The organism is Dyella telluris (assembly GCF_014297575.1).
Classification (GTDB): Bacteria; Pseudomonadota; Gammaproteobacteria; order Xanthomonadales; family Rhodanobacteraceae; genus Dyella; species Dyella telluris.
The window spans coordinates 2721077-2739238 of record NZ_CP060412.1 but is presented as its reverse complement, the minus strand read 5'-3'; the positions used below and the strand labels follow the sequence as shown (position 1 = coordinate 2739238).

Genomic DNA, 18162 nt, shown 5'->3' with positions numbered 1-18162 from the left:
TAGACGGCAATGGCTGAGCGCAGGCGACCCACCAGCGTCCACAAGCGGCTGCTGAGCTATCTGCTCCTGCCGCTGCTGTTGCTGTTGGTGGCTGGCGTGGCGGTGGACCACCACGTCATCGTCAGCCCCATCCACAACGCGTTTGACCATTCGCTGTCGCGCTCGGCGCTCGCCATCGTCGCCCGCATCCACCCGCGCGGCGACGGGCAGCTCGATGTCGCCCTGCCCTCCCATGCGCCCGTGCCGCTGCGGGCCATGCCGGATGAGCACTTCTACTACCGCGTGAGCCTGCCCGATGGCACCACCATCGCCGGCACGCCGGAACTGCCGCTCGCGGCGGATTCCCAATCCGCCGACGGCTTCAGCTACACCAACGTCAACTTCCGCGGCCAGTCGTTCCGGCTGGCCAGTTACCGCACCAGCGAAACCGGCGACCCGCTGGTGGTGACGGTGGCGGAGACGCCGGCGCGCCGCGACCGCGCCGTGCACCGGCTGGACGTGGCCTTCCTGATCAACGACACCCTGCAGATGGCCGCCGTGCTGATCATCGCGCTGATCGGCATCCGCATCGCCCTGCGCCCCCTGCAGCGCCTGAGCCGGCAGATCGCCGGCCGCCCTGCCGTGGCGCTCAACCAGTTGCCGACCAACGACGTGCCCGCTGAAGTGCTGCCGGTGGTCGAGTCGCTCAACGCCCTGCTCACCCGCGTACGTGATTCGGTGCTGTCGCAGCAGCACTTCCTGGCCAATGCCGCGCACCAGCTGCGCACGCCATTGACGGGCCTGAAGGCCCAGCTCGAAGTGCTGTCCCGCGAAACCGCCGGCACGCCGCTGGAAGAGCGCATCGACCTGCTGCAGGGTGGCGTGGACCGGCTCGCCCACACGGCCAACCAGCTGCTGACGCTGGCCCGCGCCGAGCCCTCGGCCCACCGCGCCAGCCACTTCACCGCGGTCGACCTGCCCCACCTCATCGGCGAAGTCATCGACAGCTCGCTGGACCGGGCCATCGCCCGGGGCATCGACCTGGGGGCAGACAGCGAGCCGGTGCAGGTCACCGGCGTGTACTGGCTGCTGCACGAAGTGCTCAACAACCTGATCGACAACGCCATCCGCCATACGCCGCCCGGGGGCAACATCACCATCCGCTGCGGCGTAACCGATCGCCGCCCCTTCCTGGAAGTGGACGACAGCGGCCTGGGCATCCCCCTGGAAGAACGCGACAAGGTGCGCGAGCGCTTCTACCGAAGCGTGCGCAGCACCAGCAGCGGGGCGGACGGCTGTGGACTGGGACTGGCCATCGTGGACGAAGTGGCACGTGTGCACGGCGCCCAGTTGAGTATCCTCGACGGGTCGTCCGGCCGTGGCGCCCGGATGCGTATCGACTTCCCGGCCACCGGCTAGGGCGTGCTGACCTCGGTCAGGGCGCCCAAACTTCAAAAGTTCGGATAATCGGCACTTTGAATTAGGATGCCTCGCCCCCAGTAGTGGGGGCAGCCCTGCAAGGAGTCAGTCCCCCGTGTCCATTCCCAGTGCCGTGAAGAGCACCCCCATCGGCAGCCGCCAGCAGCTGGTCGACTACCTGGCCGCGGGCGAGAAGCCGCGCGAAGCCTGGCGCATCGGCACCGAGCACGAGAAGTTCGGCTTCCTCACCGACACCCTGCGCCCGCCCACCTTCGAAGGTGACCGCGGTATCCGCGTGCTGCTGGAGACGCTGGCCACGCGGTACGGCTGGGACGTCACCCGCGAGGGCGACAACCCGGTGGCGCTGTCGCGCGACAAGGCCTCCATCACGCTGGAGCCGGCCGGGCAGCTGGAGCTTTCGGGCGCGCCGCTGGAGTCCATCCACGAGACCTGCATGGAGGTCAACACGCACCTCACCGAGGTGCGCTCCATCGCCGAAGGCCTGGGCATGGGCTTCCTGGGCATGGGTTTCCAGCCCAAGTGGCGCCGCGAGGAAATGCCGTGGATGCCCAAGGGGCGCTACAAGATCATGCGCGAGTACATGCCCAAGGTCGGCAACCTCGGCCTGGACATGATGACCCGCACCTGCACCGTGCAGGTGAACCTGGATTTCGACAGCGAAGCGGACATGGTGCGCAAGTTCCGCACCAGCCTGGCGCTGCAGCCGATCGCCACCGCGCTGTTCGCCGATTCGCCGTTCACGGATGGCCGTCCAAACGGCTACCAGTCGTATCGCTCGCACGTGTGGGAAGACACCGACCCCGACCGCACCGGCATGCTGGATTTCGTCTTTGCCGACGGCTTCGGCTACGAGCGCTACGTCGACTACATGCTCAACGTGCCGATGTACTTCAGCTACCAGGACGGCAAGTACATCGACCTGTCCGGCCAGGACTTCAAGCGCTTCATGGCCGGCGAACTGCCTGCCGTGCCTGGCGTGCGCGCCTCCATGAAGGACTGGGCCGACCACCTCACCACCGCGTTCCCGGAAGTGCGCCTCAAGCAGTACCTGGAAATGCGTGGCGCGGACGGCGGTCCGTGGAACCGCCTGTGCGCCCTGCCCGCGTTGTGGGTGGGCCTGCTGTACGACGATGACGCGCTGAGCGCCGCGTGGGATCTGGTCAAGGACTTCAGCCGTGAAGAGCGTCAGGCCCTGCGTGACGGCGTGCCGCGCCAGGCGCTGAAGCTGCCGTTCCGTACGCACAGCGTGCGCGAACTTGCCGCCGAAACGCTCAAGATCGCTTCGCATGGCCTGAAGCGTCGCGCTCGCCTCAACAAGGGCGGCGCCGACGAAAGCATCTTCCTGGAGCCGCTGATCGAAATCGTCGAGGCCAACCAGACACCGGCCGAACGCAAGCTCGAACTGTTCAATGGCCCGTGGAACGGCAGCGTCGACCCGGTGTTCCGCGAGTTCGCGTACTGAGCTGACGCTTCGTGAAGAAAAGGCCCCGCCCACGCGGGGCCTTTTTTTGCAGAGCCCCCGTAGCCCGGATGAAGCGAAGCGGGAATCCGGGAGGCACGACTTCGACGGCGCGCGAGGCCAAATCGAGCCGGAAGAATCTTTACGTTCTTGCGAGGTTGCAGCGTCGACGCACGCCCTCCCGGATTCTCGCTGCGCTTCATCCGGGCTACGGGTTGAGTTTCAGCATCGTGGGAAGAAAAGAGCCACGCGCGGGGCTCTATTTGCACGGCCACCCGGTAGCCCGGATGAAGCGAAGCGGGAATCCGGGAGGCACGACTCCTACCGCGCGCGAGGCCAAATCGAGCCGGGACAGTCTTTACGTTCTTGCCAGGTTGCAGCGTCGACGCACAATCTCCCGGATTCTCGCTGCGCTTCATCCGGGCTACGGGTTGAGTTTCAGCATCGTGGGAAGAAAAGAGCCACGCGCCGGGCTCCATTTGCACGGCCACCCGGTAGCCCGGATGAAGCGAAGCGGGAATCCGGGAGGCACGCCTCCTACCGCGCGCGAGGCCAAATCGAGCCGGGACAGTCTTTACGTTCTTGCCAGGTTGCAGCGTCGACGCACAACCTCCCGGATTCTCGCTGCGCTTCATCCGGGCTACGGGTTGAGTTTCAGCATCGTGGGAAGAAAAGAGCCACGCGCGGGGCTCTATTTGCACGGCCACCCGGTAGCCCGGATGAAGCGAAGCGGGAATCCGGGAGGCACGCCTCCTACCGCGCGCGAGGCCAAATCGAGCCGGGACAGTCTTTACGTTCTTGCCACGTTGCAGCGTCGACGCACGCCCTCCCGGATTCTCGCTGCGCTTCATCCGGGCTACGGGGTGGGCTATGGGGACGCATGACTTCAAGCACGTCCTTCCGCGGGAGGGCGGACGCGAGAATGGCGCCACTCTGGAAGTGCACCTGCGGTTCGTTCCTTTCCCGGCATAAGGATGGGTGACATGAAGCCTGTGGCGCGTTGGATGTGTGCGGCCTGCGGTGTGGTGAGCCTGGCGGCGGTGACGCATGCGGGCGAGGTTCCATCGCCGAAGCCCGAGGTATTCGCACCGGGCGTTGTATCGGGCCCTGCCAACGAAGACTCCGCGGCCTTCACGCCGGATGGCGATACGGTGTTCTTTGACCGTATCAACTGGCCCAACGCCGCGATCATGGTGTCGCATCGCGTGAACGGCGTCTGGAGCACGCCGACGGTGGCGCCGTTCTCCGGGCAATGGCTGGACCATGACCCCGCGATGGCACCGGATGGTTCCTTCCTGATCTTCTCGTCCAATCGACCCGATCAGGTAGGTGGCAAGGCGCTGGATGCCGTAATGGCGAATGGCAAGGTGCAACCGGGTTCCGGCGGTCACCTGTGGCGCGTCGATCGCAAGGGCCATGGCTGGGGACAGCCGGTACGCCTGCCCGATGCGGTGAACAGCAGCACGCGTACCTACGCACCCGCCGTGGCTGCCGATGGCAGCGTGTATTTCCAGCGCCCCGGCGACGACGACGATTTCCGCCTGTTCCGCTCGCAGTACCGCGACGGCGCTTACCAGCCGCCCGTGCCCGTGGCACTGGGCGATGCCTCCGCGCACAAGCTCGACCCGGCCGTGGCTCCCGACGAATCCTTCATCGTGTTCGACGCCAACTTCGGCGGCAAGGATGATCCGGGCCGGCTCTACATCGCCTTCCGCGAAGGCGATGGCTGGAGCAAGCCGGTGGACCTTGGCAAGGACATCAACGTGAAGAGTCCCTGGGGATCCCATCTGGGGCCTGACCATCGCACGCTGTACTTCAGCAGCACGCGTTCCGTCCCGGTGCATTACCCGCGCACACAGGCGCAGGGCGAGCAGGATGTCGCACGCATGCAGTCGTGGGACAACGGCAGCGACAACATCTGGTACGTGTCGCTGGCGCCCTGGCTGGAAAGCCACGGCAAGGGCGGTGGTTGATATCGGCGGGTTGGCGACTTACCTACTCTACGCCCCCAGACAAGGTTTCAAGGAAGATCGTGAAGACATGGATTGCCATCGCCCTGCTTGCCGCATCCCCGGCGAGCCCGGCGCAGACAGCCCCGGCCACGGAACTGGCCGCACCGCGCATCGACATCCTTGCATGGCCGCGCATGGCCTCCACGGATTTCGGCTGCCGCATGGAGAAGACGCTGGGCCATCGCGACACCCGTTTCAATTGCGCATTGAACGGCTATCGGAACCGCGGCGACATCTGCAGGACGCCCGATGCGTATTACGAAGGCCCGGCCTTTCCCGACAGGCTCGCCAGTGCGGTGCATCCGCTCGCCACGCATGTCGAGCTGAGTTGGGAGCACGGCAACCTGCAGGCCGTCAGCATCACGCTGAAGGGAACATGGAGCGAGGCATCCGTCCGTCGCGCGTTCGGGCTACCGCGCGCGTCTGCAGGCGCACTCACCTTGACGGAACGCAAGGCACACGCCTGGCCTGCCAACCTCATGGACAGCGACGTGCAGTTCCCCTCGCAGGGAGAAACCGCCGTGACGCTCACTGGCTTCGATCACATGGGCGGTGCCGACGTCGGCTGCGGTGAAAGTAGCTGAGGAGCGGTAGCGCTGCTGCGTACAGGTGGGGCCGCCAGAGGCATCCGTGACGGGACCGGTGTGGTCCAGATCACGATCTGCATGGCACCGCCTGCATCGGTATTCGCCACGACGACGAAATCGCATGCGCCACGACGTTCAATGCACGTCCAACTCACCCGGCGCGGCTTCGCGCAGCACGCGTTCAAGCTCGAAACGTGCCTGCAGCACCAGCCAGTAGAGCGCGCTCGTGCCCAACACGGCAGCCAGCCGATGGCTTTCTTCCGGATAGAACGGCGAACCGATCAGCATGCGGCGGATGTGCCAGGCCGGGATGCCGGTGCGTAGCGCCAGGTCGGCGGCGCTGATGGCATGCGGCAGCATGTAGTCGTCGCGCAGTACCGCGCTCGGTGAGCGCGCGGGCACGGCGGCATCGATTTCCATGCGTGGGTGCAGCGGGACAAGCAGAATGGGCGCAGTGGGGAGCATGGGGTTTCCTTTGGGGTGCACGACACCGGCGGATACCGCAGGCGGAATCCGTGTAGGCAAAAGCTGGTCTGGAATGTCCGAAATGGCCGGGTGTGGCGTGCCGTCAAGGAGGCAGCACGCCACAAGGCTCGATCATTCCGGTCCGCTTACGCGCTCGTCACCTGCCCGCTGCCGAGCTGCCGGGCGTACTGCGCCAGACACTGCATGGCCACGGTGATGCCCTGCCGGTAGTAAGTGGCCAGCGGCCGCAGCGACGGCACATCAGGGTGCCGTACCGTGCGGCGTAACCGCTCGTCTTCCTGGCAAAGCAGCGTGAGCGCATTCAGCGCAAACGCCACGTCATCCAACGTGGATAACCGAAGCGATGGTGACGTGTGGTAGGCCGCCGGAGGGTCGGCGGCGGGCGAAGCGCGTGAGGCGTGGCCCACTGGAAGGGCTGGGCACAGGCGTGCCGTATGATCGACGTTAGCCATGATCAACTCCAACAAGTTGGTGATGGTTAGCGGGTCGTCGGTGTTCGTGCACCGGCGGCCCGCGACTCACGACACTGCTGCCGTGACCGCCCGCAACCTCGTCCGAAGACGCCCGCGAGCAGCGTCTCCCACCCTACGAGAGCGGGCCATGCGACGACATCCGGTGTTTTCCGTAGTGGCGTGTAAGGTTTCCATGGTGCGTCATGGGCCCATCGCTCACAGGTGGTCCGGTGACCTTGCAGCCCGGGTACTCCACGCGTATCCATGGCCTGCAGACAAAAAGAAAGGGCCGGCATGGCCGGCCCTTTCTTCTCATCGATACACCGCAGGTCTTACTTCTTCTGCGGCGCTTCCTTCAGGCCACGGTTCAGCAGCATCGGCTCGATGCTCGGATCCTTGCCGCGCCAGTTCTTGTAGAGCGTGGCCAGATCCTGGGTGTTGCCCTGCGAGAGGATCATCGCGCGGAAGCGGTCGCCGTTCTCACGGGTCATGCCACCCTTGTCGACGAAGCCCTGGAAGGCATCGTCGGCCAGCATTTCCGTCCACAGGTAGGCGTAGTAACCGGCCGCATAGCCGTTGCCCCAGATGTGCTGGAAGTAGCTGGAGCGGTAGCGCGGCGGCACGTAGCTCAGGTTGATCTTCGCCTTGGTGAGCGCGTCCTGCTCGAACTTGTCCGGATCCTGCTTCGGCGCATCGGCCGACAGGCTGTGCCAGCTCATGTCCAGCAGTGCGGCGCCGACCAGTTCGGTCATGGCGTAGCCCTTGTTGAAGTTCTTGGCCTTCTTGATCTTCTCGACCAGCTCGGCCGGCATCGGCTCGCCGGTCTTATAGTTCTTCGCGTAGTTGGCGAAGATCTTCGGATCGGTGGCCCAGTGCTCGTTGAACTGCGACGGGAACTCCACGAAGTCGCGCGCGGTGGCGGCACCGGACAGGCTCGGGTACTGCGTGTCGGCGAAGATGCCGTGCAGGCCATGGCCGAACTCGTGGAACATGGTGATCACGTCGTCGAACGACAGCAGCGCGGGCTGGCCTGCAGCCGGCTTGGTGAAGTTGGCAACGTTGAAGATCACCGGCTTGGTGCCCAGCAGCTTGGACTGGTCAACCAGGTTGCTCATCCAGGCGCCGCCGTTCTTGTTGTCGCGCTTGAAGTAGTCGCAGTAGAACAGCGCCAGCGAGCTGCCGTCCTTGTCGAACACTTCGAACACGCGCACGTCAGGCTGCCAGACGGGGATGTCCTTGCGCTCCTTGAAGGTCAGGCCGTAGAGCTGGTTGGCGGCGTAGAACACGCCGTTCTGCAGCACGTTGTCCAGTTCGAAGTACGGCTTGACCTGCGATTCGTCGAGGTCGTACTTGGCCTTGCGCACCTGCTCGGCGTAGTGCTCCCAGTCCCATGCCTCGACCTTGAAGCCGCCCTTCTGCTGGTCGATCACATCCTGGATGTCCTTGGCCTCGCGCTCGGCGCGCGCCGTGGCGGCCGGGGCCAGCTTGTCCATGAAGGTGATCGCCGCTTCCGGCGTCTTGGCCATCTGGTCTTCCAGCTTCCAGGCGCCGTAGTTCGGGAAGCCCAGCAGCTTGGCCTGTTCGGCGCGGATCTGCGCGATGCGGGCGATCATGTCGCGCGTGTCGTTGGCATCGCCCTTCTCGGCGCGATCCCACGAGTTCTTGAACAGCTGCTCGCGCGTGGCGCGATCATTGAGTTCCTGCAGGGCCGGCTGCTGCGTGGTGTTCTGCAGCGGCACAACCCACTTGCCGTCCAGCTTGCGGGCCTTGGCGGCCTCGGCAGCGGCGGCGATGTCACCGTCGGACATGCCGTCGAGCTTGGCCTTGTCGTCCACCACCAGCGCACCGGCCTTGGTGGCGGCGAGCAGCTTGTTGGTGAACTGCGTGCTCAGGCTGGACTCTTCCTTGTTGAGTTCCTTGAGCTTGGCCTTGTCTTCCGCCGACAGCTTGGCACCGTCGCGCACGAAGTTCTTGTAGGTCACTTCGACCAGGCGCTTGGATTCCGGATCGAGCTTGAGCGAATCGCGCTGGTTGTAGATGGTTTCGATGCGAGCGAACAGCTTGTCGTTCATCACGATAGCGTCCTGGTGCTCGGCGAACTTGGGCGCTTCTTCTTCCTGCACCTTCTGCAGCGTTTCGTCGGTATTCGCACCGCTGACGGCATCGAACGCGTGCATGGCGCGGCTCAGCAGCGCACCGGACTTCTCCATCGGGATGAAGGTGTTCTCGAAGGTCGGTGCCTCCGGGTTGTCGGCGATCTTCTGGATCTCCGCCAGGTGCTGCTTCATGCCTTCTTCGAAAGCCGGCTGGTAATCGCCGTCCTTGATCTTGTCGAACGGCGGCGCCTGGAACGGCAGCGTGCTCTGCTCAAAGAACGGATTGACCGCGCTGACCTCGGGAGCGGCAGCGGCGGTGGAAGCCTTGGCCGGCGCGGTGCTGGCGGGCGCGGGCTGCTGCGCCGGTTCGTTCGACTGCTGCGAGCAGGCGGCGAGCGCAATGGACGTGGCGATGACAAGGGTGCGGAGACGAAGCATCAGGGTTCCCCATGGGAGCGTTCAAACGGACACCGAGACTAACCACAGCCCGGCTCAGGTGCCAAGGGCTGGAAGTACCGGGCATGGGGTTTGCGGGGCCGCAGCAACGCCGCCGGCCAGCCCGGCCCGCTCCGGGCGCAGGCTCCTGCGGGGAGAAGGCTCAGGCCTTGCGCATGTCGCGCAGTTGCCAGCTGGCGCCGATCAGCAGGTTGAGGCGCTGGCGCACGATGCTCATGGGCAGGTCGGTGATCAGGTCCATCTCCGTATGGAGGTCGCTGACCCGGGCGCTGGCCGTGGCCTGGGGATCGACCGTCGCGAGTGACGGATCGACCTCATCCGGCTCCTCCTGCATGGCTCGCCAGCGTTCGAACAGGTCGGTAGTGCGCATGGCGTTCTGCACTGCAGCAGCCAGATCGTTCGGCCCTGCGCCGTCATAGCTGAGCGCCGGCACCGGCCCGCGCGCATGGGCCAGGTCGGCGATGGAAAAGTAGTAGTGGCTGCGAATGCCCATGCGTGACTCCCGCGGTGTCGATGCGCCCATCCAAGCACGCCGCGCGTGAATGTCATTCCAAGAGCAGGGTCAGATCCAGCTGGCTGGCGGCATCGTGCGGCGACACGCCATGCGGAAGAATGCCCAGGCAGGGCGCCGGCAGGTGGTGGCGCAGGGTTTCGATGTTCTCTTCCACCGCATCCATGGCCGGATCGATGCGATTGCCGATCCAGCCCACCAGCCGGCAGCCATCGGTGGCGATGGCGCGCGCGGACAGCAGCGCGTGATTGAGGCAACCCAGCCGCAATCCCACCACCAGCACTACCGGCAACTGCCACTGGCGCGGGATATCCGACGCCAGCAGGCTGCGCGACAACGGCACCAGCCAACCGCCCACGCCTTCGACCAGTACGGCATCGTGCATGCCACGCAGGCGCTCGAACGCGTCGTTCAATGGCGCAAGGCGAATCTCCACGCCTTCATGTGCTGCCGCCAGATGCGGCGACAGCGGCTCGCGCAGCGCGACGGGATTGATCCATTCGTAAGGCATCGGCGTGGCGCTCGCGGCCTGCAGGGCCAGCGCATCATCGTTGCGCAGGCCTTCGGGGGTTTCCACACAACCGCTGGCCACGGGTTTCATGCCGCAGGCGTGCAGGCCGCGCGCGCGCAGCGCATGCAGCAAGGTACACGTGGCATGGGTCTTGCCGACGCCTGTGTCGGTGCCCGCGATGAACAATGTCGACATGAGTTTTCCCCTGGAGACGGCGGCCCGGTCATTCCATGCCCGGAGCGCCTGACAGGCGCATAATACGGCCTTTGCGACTGTCCGCCCGCGCCCCATGGCCATCCGTGCCAGGCATGGCGGGCCCCGCCAGAGGATCCGATCGATGCATGAAGTGAAGACACAGGCCTACGCCAGCAAGCGCGAACACTATGAGGACCTGTGCAGCCAGGCCCGTGGCCTGATGGAAGGCGAGCCGGACATGATCGCCAACGCGGCGAATTTCTCCGCGCTGATCTATCACAGCCTGCCCGATTTCAACTGGTGCGGTTTCTACCTGTACGACGGCACCGAGCTGGTGGTGGGCCCGTTCCAGGGCAAGCCAGCGTGCATCCGCATTGCGCTGGGTCGCGGCGTGTGCGGCACGGCCGCGCAGACGCGGCAGACGCAGGTGGTGCGCGACGTGCACGACTTCGATGGGCACATCGCGTGCGACGCAGCGTCACAGTCCGAAATCGTCGTGCCACTGGTACGCGCGGACGGCAGCCTGTTCGGCGTATGGGACGTGGATAGCCCGTCCGTTGCGCGTTTCGACGACGAGGACCGGGCCGGCATGGAAGCACTGTGCGAGGTTTTCATGGCGGCCATCAAGGCACGCTGAGCCCATTCTTCACGCCGCGCATGACGCGCGGCGCGACAGTCTTGGGGACTCCCCCGCTGGTGCGCCCGCGCACAAGGAGTCCCCATGAAGGCAGTTCGTTTCAACGGCGTCGGCAAGCCGGTATCCATCGACGAAGTGGCGCGCCCCAAGCCCGGCCCCGGACAGGTGCTGATCCGGATCGGCGGCGCAGGCGTGTGCCATTCCGACCTGCACGTGATGGAAGAAGAGCTCGGCTTCCAGACGGGTTTTACGTTGGGACACGAGAACGCCGGATGGATCGCCGAACTTGGCCAGGGCGTCAGCGGATTCAAGGAAGGCGATGCAGTGGCGGTCTATGGCCCCTGGGGCTGCGGCCACTGCCACGCCTGCCAACTGTCGATGGAGAACTACTGCGAGAACGCCGCGAGCATCGGCGTTTCCGGCGGCGGCCTGGGTGCCGACGGCGGCATGGCGGAGTTCATGCTGGTGCCTGCCGCGCGCCTGCTGGTGCCGCTGGGCACGCTGGAGCCGCGCCTTGCCGCACCCCTGAGCGACGCCGCGCTTACTCCCTATCACGCGATCAAGCGCGCCCTGCCCCTGCTCACCGGCGACACCACGGTGGTGGTGCTCGGCGTGGGCGGTCTGGGCCATATGGCAGTGCAGCTGCTGCGGGTGCTGTCCACTGCGCGGATCATCGCGGATGATGTGGACGAGGCCAAGCTCCGTCAGGCGAAGCAGCTGGGCGCGGATCACACCGTCAACACGCGCGACGTCGAGGCGGCCACGGTGGCCATCCGCGACATCGTTGGGCCGCGCGGCGCCGTGCTGGTGCTGGACTGCGTCGGCATCCAGCCCACCTTCGACCTGGGCGGGCGCGTGCTCGGCCGCGACAGCCGCTGGACCATCGTCGGCCTGGGTGGCGGCCACCACGATTTCCACTTCGGCAGTACGCCGTACGGCTGCGAGATGTGCACGCCCTACTGGGGTGGGCGCGCGGAGCTGATGGAAGTGATCGCCATGGCGCGGGACGGGCGCATCCATGCCCACACCACCGAGTTCCCGCTGGAACAGGCTGCCGATGTCTATGCGCAGCTGAAGGCCGGCAAGATCGCCGGGCGCGCGGTGCTCATTCCCTGAGCCGGAACGGGCGGGCGCGCCGGCACACCGGCGCGTCGCTTATTGGCGCGGCGTGTTCAGCAGGGTCATCACCATGTCGCGCGCTTCCTCCACGCCGGTGGACGCCTGCGAGGAAAATACCTGGACCGTGGCGTGCGTCTCGCTGGCCGCCAGCTCCTTGCGCAGGGCCGCCAGCGCCTGCGCTGCCTGGTTCCGCGACAATTTGTCCGCCTTGGTCAGCAACACGTGGCAGGGCAGGTGCGTGGCGAAGCAGAACTCCAGCATCATCCGGTCGAAGTCCTTGAGCGGATGGCGAATATCGGCGATCAGCACCACCCCGCGCAGGCTCCGGCGCTGGTGCAGGTAGGCATCGATTTCCTGCTTCCAGTGTTCGCGCAGGGCTTCGGGCACCTTGGCGTAGCCATAGCCGGGTAGGTCAATTAGTCGCGCCGGCAGCGCCGGCTGGCCGTCGACCTGGATCAGCGTGGGCAGTGAAAACGCCACCATCTGCTGCGTGCGACCGGGGGTCTTGGAGGTGCGCGCCAGGCCGCGATGCGCGGTCAAGGCATTGAGCGCACTGGACTTGCCGGCATTGGAGCGGCCGGCGAACGCCACCTCCGCACCTTGGTCGGTGGGAAGCTGAGAAATTCGGTGGGCGGCCAGTACGAACTGGGCACCCTGCAATGGATTGGACATGGTTTGACCGGCTAGAGTGGCGCAGTAATAATCCGGGAGTTTCTGCCAGTTGCGGACGTGCTGGCCAGCGCGGACCGTGCAGCCATAGCAGTTTTTCGGGAGACAAGTGTATGAGTTTTCGGCCTGCCGGTTTCCGGTCCGCTGTAGTTCGTTATGCCGTAGTCCTCGTCTTTGCGCTGTCGTCCAGCGTGGTGCTTGCCCAGGAAGCCAAGGCCCCGGCCCCGGCAACCACCGCTGCCGCACCCGCCGCCGAACAGGCCGCCAAGCCGGCCGAAGCCACTGCCGCCGTGAAGCCGGGTGACGCCACCGCCGGCCAGGGCAAGGCTGCCGCCTGCGGTGCCTGCCACGGCATGGATGGCAACTCGACCGATCCGCAGTACCCCAAGCTGGCGGGCCAGAGTGAGGCGTACATCGCCCACCAGCTCACCAACTTCAAGTCGGGCAAGCGCCAGAACCCGATCATGCTGGGCATGGCCACGCCGCTGTCCGAGCAGGATATGCATGACATCGGCGCCTACTTCGCCAGCAAGCGTTCGCTGCCTGGCGTGGCCGACCAGGCTCTGGTCGAGCGCGGCGAGCAGCTCTACCGCCAGGGCGACACCAGCAAGGGTGTGCCGGCCTGCATGGCGTGCCACAGCATCGATGGCCGCGGCAATCCGGGCGCCATGTACCCGCAGCTCACCAGCCAGCATGCGCAGTACATCGAAGCCACGCTGAAGGCCTGGCACGACGGCACCGTCTGGGGCACCGATGCGCACTCGCAGATCATGCCGGGCATCGCCACCAAGCTGGACGCGAAGGACATCGCTGCCGTCGCCAGTTACGTCGAAGGCCTGCACGCCGCCGAAGGCGCCGGCGCTTCCGCCGCCAAGTAAACGCGTTCGACACGCCGGCCGTTGGCCGGCGTGTCCGTTCCAAGCCAAGCAAAAGTATTGAGGACCACCATGTTGAAGCGTCTGTCGTTCCTGTGTACCGCCCTGCTCGCGCTCGCCGCCTGCAGCAACAACAACGACAACGCCAGCCAGGCACCGCAGCCGGCCCCGGCTCCCGCGGCCTCCGCGCCGGCCACGCAGCCCACGCCGGCTTCCACCGCCGCCACCCCGGCCGCCGCCAGCACCGCCGCACCCGCCGCGGCCAGCACCACCGCCGCGGCACCGGCCGCCCCAGCGGCGCCGGCCACGCCGTTCGTGGACGACGGCAAGTGGGTGGAAGGCAAGAACTACTTCCTGATCGAGCCGGCGCAGGGCAAGGTCAGCAACACCGACAAGATCGAAGTGGCCGAGGTGTTCTCGTACGGCTGCCCGGCCTGCAACGCGTTCCACCCCACCATGAACAAGCTGGTGAAGGAGCTGCCCGCCAGCGCCACCGTGGCCTACCTGCCGGCCTCGTTCATGCCGCAGGAAAACTGGCCGATGCTGCAGCGCGCCTTCCTGACCGCCGAAGCCCTGGGCGTGGCCGACAAGGCCAACGACGCCATGTATGAGGCGGTGTGGACCACCAAGGAACTGAGCGCCATGCAGACCGAGAGCAGCCTCAAGCCTGCCTCCGCACTGCCCACGCTTGACGATGCCGCCAAGGTCTACGCCAAGTTCGGCGCCGATCCGAAGGAATTCGTGGCCGTGGCCAACTCCTTCACCATCAACACCAAGGTCAAGCGTTCGGACGATCTGCTCAAGGCCTACGGCATCGAAGAAACCCCGACCATCGTGATCGATGGCAAGTACCGTTTCACCGCGCGTTCGGCGGGCGGCTACGACCAGGCAGTGGAACTTGCCAAGTGGCTGGTGTCCAAGGAAGCCGCCGGCAAGTAAGCCGTCGCTGACAACCACCATCCCACTGCCCTACGAAAGAGTCCCGCCCCATGTTCAAGCGTTTTGCCTTCCTGCGTGCGTTCGGCCTCGTCGCCGGCCTGGTGCTTGCGAGCGCGTGCACCGCCACCGGCTCCGGCGATGCCGCGCCCTACACCGATGGCAATGAGTACGTGACCCTGCCCGCCCCCGCCAAGCGCCTCAGCAATGACGGCAAGGTGGAAGTGGTCGAAGTGTTCTCCTACGGCTGCATCCACTGTGCCCATTTCGCGCCGCTCGCCGACCAGCTGCGCAAGCAGCTGCCGGCGGGCGTGAAGTTCAAGCTGCTGCCGGCCGCCTTCAACGACCAGTGGGTGCCGTTTGCCCGCGCCTACTACGCTGCCGAAAAGCTCGGCGTGGTCGAGCAGACGCATCTGGCGCTGTTCAAGGCGAAGTTCCAGGACAATTACCCGATCTCGACGCTGGATGAGCTGGCTGACTTCTACGCCCAGCACGGCGTGAAGCGCGATGATTTCATGCGCATTGCCAGCTCCGACGAAGTGACGCAGGAAATTCGCCGCGACATGGCGCTGGTGCAGGCCTGGCAGGTGGACGGCACGCCGACCATCGTGGTCAACGGCAAGTACCGCACCGCCAACGTGAAGACGCTGGACGAACTGTCGGCCGTGGCCCAGTGGCTGGCCAAGCGCGAGCTGGCTGGCGGCAAGTAAGCCGGCGCACGAACTTTCCCCGCGTTCACAACCGACCGGGCATCCTTAGCGCCTGTTTTTGGTGCTTATCGCCCCCACCCAGGGGGCGGTAAGCCATAGAGCCTGCCCGCCCGATGACCCACGCCGAAACCCCCAACGCAGCCCCTGAACGCCGCCTGCGCCTGCTGAGCTGCAACATTCTGGCTGGCGCCAGCGTGCAGCGTTACAGCGAGTACCTCACGCGCAGCATCAACTCCCTGCTGCCCGGCCGCAGCAAGCTGGACAACCTGGACCGGCTGGCCGAGGTGCTGCCGCAGTTCGACGTGATCGGCCTGCAGGAGGCCGATGCCGGCAGCCTGCGCTCGGGCTTCCTCAACCAGACCCGTTACCTCGCCGAAGCGGCGGGCATGCCGTTCTGGAGCCACCAGCCCAATCGCCCCATGGCCCGCCTGGCCCACTCGGCCAACGGCCTGATCAGCCGCATCGAACCCATCAGCGTGCTCGACTACCCGCTGCCCAGCCGCATTCCCGGCCGCGGCGCGCTGCTGGCACGTTTTGGCGAGGGTGCGGATTCGCTGGCCGTGATGATTGCCCATCTGTCGCTGAGCGCGCCGGCGCGCGCCAAGCAGCTGGGTTTCATCGCCGAAGTGCTGCAGGACTATCCGCACGCCGTGCTGATGGGCGATCTCAACACCGAGATCCGCAGCGCCGAGATGAAGCACCTGTTCGCCAAGTCAGGCCTGGTACCACCGGACCAGGCCACGCCGACCTTCCCCAGCTGGAAGCCCAAGCGCGCGCTGGACCACATCCTCACCTCCGAGAAGATCCAGCTCGACAAGGTGTGGGCGCTGCCACAGGCTTTCTCCGACCACCTGCCGATTGCCGCCGAAATCCGGCTGCCCGGCCATATCGCTCCACGCCCGTACCGGACGCGCCGATGAATCGTGCTCTACGCCTGACCCTGCCCTGGTTGTCGCTGATCGTGATCGGCGTGCTGGTCTATGCACTGCGCTACACGCTGGTGGAATCACCGGATGTGGCCAATCTCTGCGAGAAAAGCGTGGGCACCGAGTGCGCGGTGCGACACATCGCTGTGATGGGCTTCATTCTTGGCAGCACGTTCGGATACCAGATGGGCATCTACGGCTGGGTGGCACTCGCCGCCGCCGCTGCCGCCCTGTTCTGGAAGAAGCCCGTCACCGCATGGCTGGCCGCCGCCGCGGGCGTGGTGGCGGTTGTCCTCTACTGCTTTGTGCCGGGTGCGTTCGCGCTACTGGTGGGCTGCCTGCGCCTGGTGCGCGTGCAGGCCACGACCAGCGCGACGCCAGTCGATCATCACCGCACCGGCGGTGGCGAGATTCACGCCCAGCCATAGCCAGGTCGAGGGGTTGAGCCCGATCTCCTGCGCCACGCTTACCGCGGCGAGCAGCGGCAGGAAGCACGCGATGAAACGCTCTTCCACGATGGGCAGCACGCGGTTGTCGCGCGCCTGCATCAACGCCACGATCAGGAAACCCACCGCCGGCGGCCAGAACAGTCCCAGCGGGAAGTCGCGGTAACGGCCGTCGAAGACCATCAGCAGGTCGTAGAACGCGAGGCCGAACATCCACAGGAAGCGCAGGCGACGATCAGTCGCGGGGAACGTGACGCCGGCCAGCAGCGCGGCCACGCGACGCGCGAGATAGATGGCACTCAGCAAGGTCACAGCGCAAAGCACGCCGTAGAGCCCCCACTCCAGCGCATTGCGGCAGTCGTAGATCATGCGGCGACCCTGCCACGCCAGCGACATGGCCGTGGCCGAACCCGCCAGGGCAAGCGCGATGACGCTGCGCGCCAGGCGCAGCTCACGACGCCACAGGCCAGCCAGCAGGAACAGCAAGGCGCCGGCCGCGCCGGCATACCAGCCGACGATCCAGTTCGGCTCTTCGGTCACCGGTCCTTCCATGCTGAACTTGGGCTTCGCATTCACGTCGAAGATGCCCCAGTAACCGCCCACCGTACCTTCCTGGGCACGCTTCCACGGTTGGTCGAAGGCCTCGATCACGTTGTAGGGCATGTCCACGCTGCCGGCGTAACGCAGGAAGTCACGCAGGTAACGGGCTTCGTTCACCAGGCTCGCGCTGGCCGCACGGCGCTGGCGACCGGCGCTGGGCCAGCCGGTTTCGCCGATCATCACGGCACGGCCGGGAAAGCGCGCTTTCATGCGCGCATAGACATCCGCCACGTGCTGGATCGCCGCCTCCGGCGGCACGGGCTCGTCTTCCCAATAGGGAAGGATGTGGATGGTGATGTAGTCGACTGCGTCTGCCATCTGCGGATAACGCAACCAGAACTCCCACACGTCGGCATAAGTCACCGGCACGTGCGTGTCTTTCAACGCGGTGCGTACCTGCCTGGCGTAGGCGATCAAGGCATCCGGCGACTGCTCGCCGCGCAGCAGCACCTCATTGCCGACGATGACGCCGCGGATCACTTCCGGATGCGCCTTCGCCGTGGCGATGCCCATCGCCACTTCGTTGTCGTTGAACTTCCGGTCGCGCCCCAGCCAGATGCCCATCAGCACTTTCATGCCGTATTTCTGGGCAATTTCCGGCACGGCGTTCAGGCCGAAGCTCTGCGAATACGTGCGCACGCAGTCGAAGCGCTCGGACAAGGCCTTCAGGTCCGCATCGATGCGCTCGGGCGTGACGAAGGCATGGATATCCAGCGGTGTCTCGCCGGCCTTGCGGAAAGGTGCGTAGGACACGCAGGCAATGCGCGCCGTGGGCGCGTCAGGCACCGGCACCGGGCGACCCATGCGCCACCACCAGAGCGCTCCGGCCACCATGGCCACGACGAGGATCAGCCATGCAATCGGAGCAACGCGTGACGAGGGCGAGGACGTGGGCGACATGCACTTCCTGGTATGCGATATGCGCCGGACACGGCGGCTCGTAGGTGGTTGCCGATTCTAACAGGCAGCCCGCCTTCGCCAGAGGCATACTCCGCCCACAGCAGGTTTCACGTCACGCTCAGCGGAGGTTGGCCATCCTGTGCAGTCCCGCGCAGCGCGC

Annotated in this window: 18 protein-coding genes; 11 read left to right on the top strand and 7 right to left on the bottom strand. The window is 65.9% G+C overall.

Going from position 1 to position 18162, the window contains the following annotated elements; genetic code table 11:
* Positions 1-9: 9 nt before the first annotated feature.
* The 4 genes from H8F01_RS12095 (at position 10) to H8F01_RS12080 (ending at position 5474) form a co-directional block, all read left to right on the top strand.
* Entirely contained in the window at positions 10-1398 is a 1389-nt protein-coding gene (locus H8F01_RS12095; protein ID WP_187055371.1) for a sensor histidine kinase, read from the top strand.
* A gap of 115 nt (positions 1399-1513) precedes the next feature.
* The gene (locus tag H8F01_RS12090; RefSeq protein WP_187055370.1) at positions 1514-2881 is read left to right on the top strand and encodes a glutamate--cysteine ligase; all 1368 of its coding nucleotides are present in this window, start codon (positions 1514-1516) and stop codon (positions 2879-2881) included.
* Positions 2882-3861: 980 nt separating this feature from the next.
* Positions 3862-4851, top strand: coding sequence for a TolB-like translocation protein (locus H8F01_RS12085; protein WP_187055369.1), 990 nt, complete (start codon positions 3862-3864; stop codon positions 4849-4851).
* A 59-nt stretch (positions 4852-4910) separates the two neighbouring features.
* Positions 4911-5474, top strand: coding sequence for a hypothetical protein (locus H8F01_RS12080; RefSeq protein ID WP_238480966.1), 564 nt, complete (start codon positions 4911-4913; stop codon positions 5472-5474).
* 138 nt (positions 5475-5612) lie between these two features.
* Here the strand turns inward: H8F01_RS12080 and H8F01_RS12075 are convergent, their stop codons facing one another.
* The 5 genes from H8F01_RS12075 to bioD form a co-directional block, all read right to left on the bottom strand.
* Positions 5613-5942: a helix-turn-helix transcriptional regulator gene (locus H8F01_RS12075; protein ID WP_187055368.1), complete on the bottom strand. Its 330-nt coding sequence runs from the start codon at positions 5940-5942 to the stop codon at positions 5613-5615.
* Positions 5943-6088: 146 nt separating this feature from the next.
* Positions 6089-6415, bottom strand: a complete 327-nt coding sequence (locus H8F01_RS12070) for a hypothetical protein (protein WP_187055367.1) — start codon at positions 6413-6415, stop codon at positions 6089-6091.
* A gap of 332 nt (positions 6416-6747) precedes the next feature.
* Entirely contained in the window at positions 6748-8949 is a 2202-nt protein-coding gene (gene dcp, locus H8F01_RS12065; RefSeq protein WP_187055366.1) for a peptidyl-dipeptidase Dcp, read from the bottom strand.
* A 160-nt stretch (positions 8950-9109) separates the two neighbouring features.
* Positions 9110-9460: a hypothetical protein gene (locus tag H8F01_RS12060; RefSeq protein ID WP_187055365.1), complete on the bottom strand. Its 351-nt coding sequence runs from the start codon at positions 9458-9460 to the stop codon at positions 9110-9112.
* Positions 9461-9512: 52 nt separating this feature from the next.
* A complete protein-coding gene (gene bioD / locus H8F01_RS12055; RefSeq protein ID WP_187055364.1) occupies positions 9513-10184 on the bottom strand; it encodes a dethiobiotin synthase in 672 nt (223 codons plus the stop codon).
* A 142-nt stretch (positions 10185-10326) separates the two neighbouring features.
* On the opposite strand from bioD, the gene H8F01_RS12050 reads away from it, so the two are divergent.
* Both H8F01_RS12050 and H8F01_RS12045 read left to right on the top strand, forming a co-directional pair.
* Positions 10327-10821, top strand: coding sequence for a GAF domain-containing protein (locus H8F01_RS12050; RefSeq protein ID WP_187055363.1), 495 nt, complete (start codon positions 10327-10329; stop codon positions 10819-10821).
* Between the two features lie 84 nt (positions 10822-10905).
* Positions 10906-11937, top strand: coding sequence for an NAD(P)-dependent alcohol dehydrogenase (locus H8F01_RS12045; protein ID WP_187055362.1), 1032 nt, complete (start codon positions 10906-10908; stop codon positions 11935-11937).
* A gap of 39 nt (positions 11938-11976) precedes the next feature.
* Here the strand turns inward: H8F01_RS12045 and yihA are convergent, their stop codons facing one another.
* On the bottom strand, positions 11977-12612 hold the full coding sequence (yihA, locus tag H8F01_RS12040) for a ribosome biogenesis GTP-binding protein YihA/YsxC (RefSeq protein ID WP_187055361.1): 636 nt from the start codon (positions 12610-12612) through the stop codon (positions 11977-11979).
* A gap of 110 nt (positions 12613-12722) precedes the next feature.
* On the opposite strand from yihA, the gene H8F01_RS12035 reads away from it, so the two are divergent.
* From H8F01_RS12035 to H8F01_RS12015, 5 genes are all read left to right on the top strand, one after another.
* Positions 12723-13487 carry a c-type cytochrome gene (locus H8F01_RS12035; RefSeq protein ID WP_187055360.1) on the top strand — a complete coding sequence of 255 codons (765 nt, stop codon included), beginning with the start codon at positions 12723-12725 and terminating at the stop codon, positions 13485-13487.
* 69 nt (positions 13488-13556) lie between these two features.
* Positions 13557-14423 carry a thiol:disulfide interchange protein DsbA/DsbL gene (locus H8F01_RS12030; RefSeq protein ID WP_187055359.1) on the top strand — a complete coding sequence of 289 codons (867 nt, stop codon included), beginning with the start codon at positions 13557-13559 and terminating at the stop codon, positions 14421-14423.
* A gap of 50 nt (positions 14424-14473) precedes the next feature.
* Positions 14474-15130 (top strand): thiol:disulfide interchange protein DsbA/DsbL, encoded by a 657-nt coding sequence (locus H8F01_RS12025; RefSeq protein ID WP_187055358.1) that lies wholly within the window; start codon positions 14474-14476, stop codon positions 15128-15130.
* Between the two features lie 113 nt (positions 15131-15243).
* Positions 15244-16050 (top strand): endonuclease/exonuclease/phosphatase family protein, encoded by an 807-nt coding sequence (locus tag H8F01_RS12020; RefSeq protein WP_187055357.1) that lies wholly within the window; start codon positions 15244-15246, stop codon positions 16048-16050.
* A complete protein-coding gene (locus H8F01_RS12015) occupies positions 16047-16484 on the top strand; it encodes a hypothetical protein (RefSeq protein WP_187055356.1) in 438 nt (145 codons plus the stop codon). The genes H8F01_RS12020 and H8F01_RS12015 overlap by 4 nt, the downstream gene beginning before the upstream one ends.
* On the opposite strand, the gene H8F01_RS12010 is transcribed toward H8F01_RS12015, so the two are convergent.
* Complete coding sequence (locus H8F01_RS12010) at positions 16380-18002, bottom strand: glycoside hydrolase family 17 protein (RefSeq protein WP_187055355.1); 1623 nt, start codon at positions 18000-18002, stop codon at positions 16380-16382. The genes H8F01_RS12015 and H8F01_RS12010 overlap by 105 nt on opposite strands.
* Positions 18003-18162 lie beyond the last annotated feature (160 nt).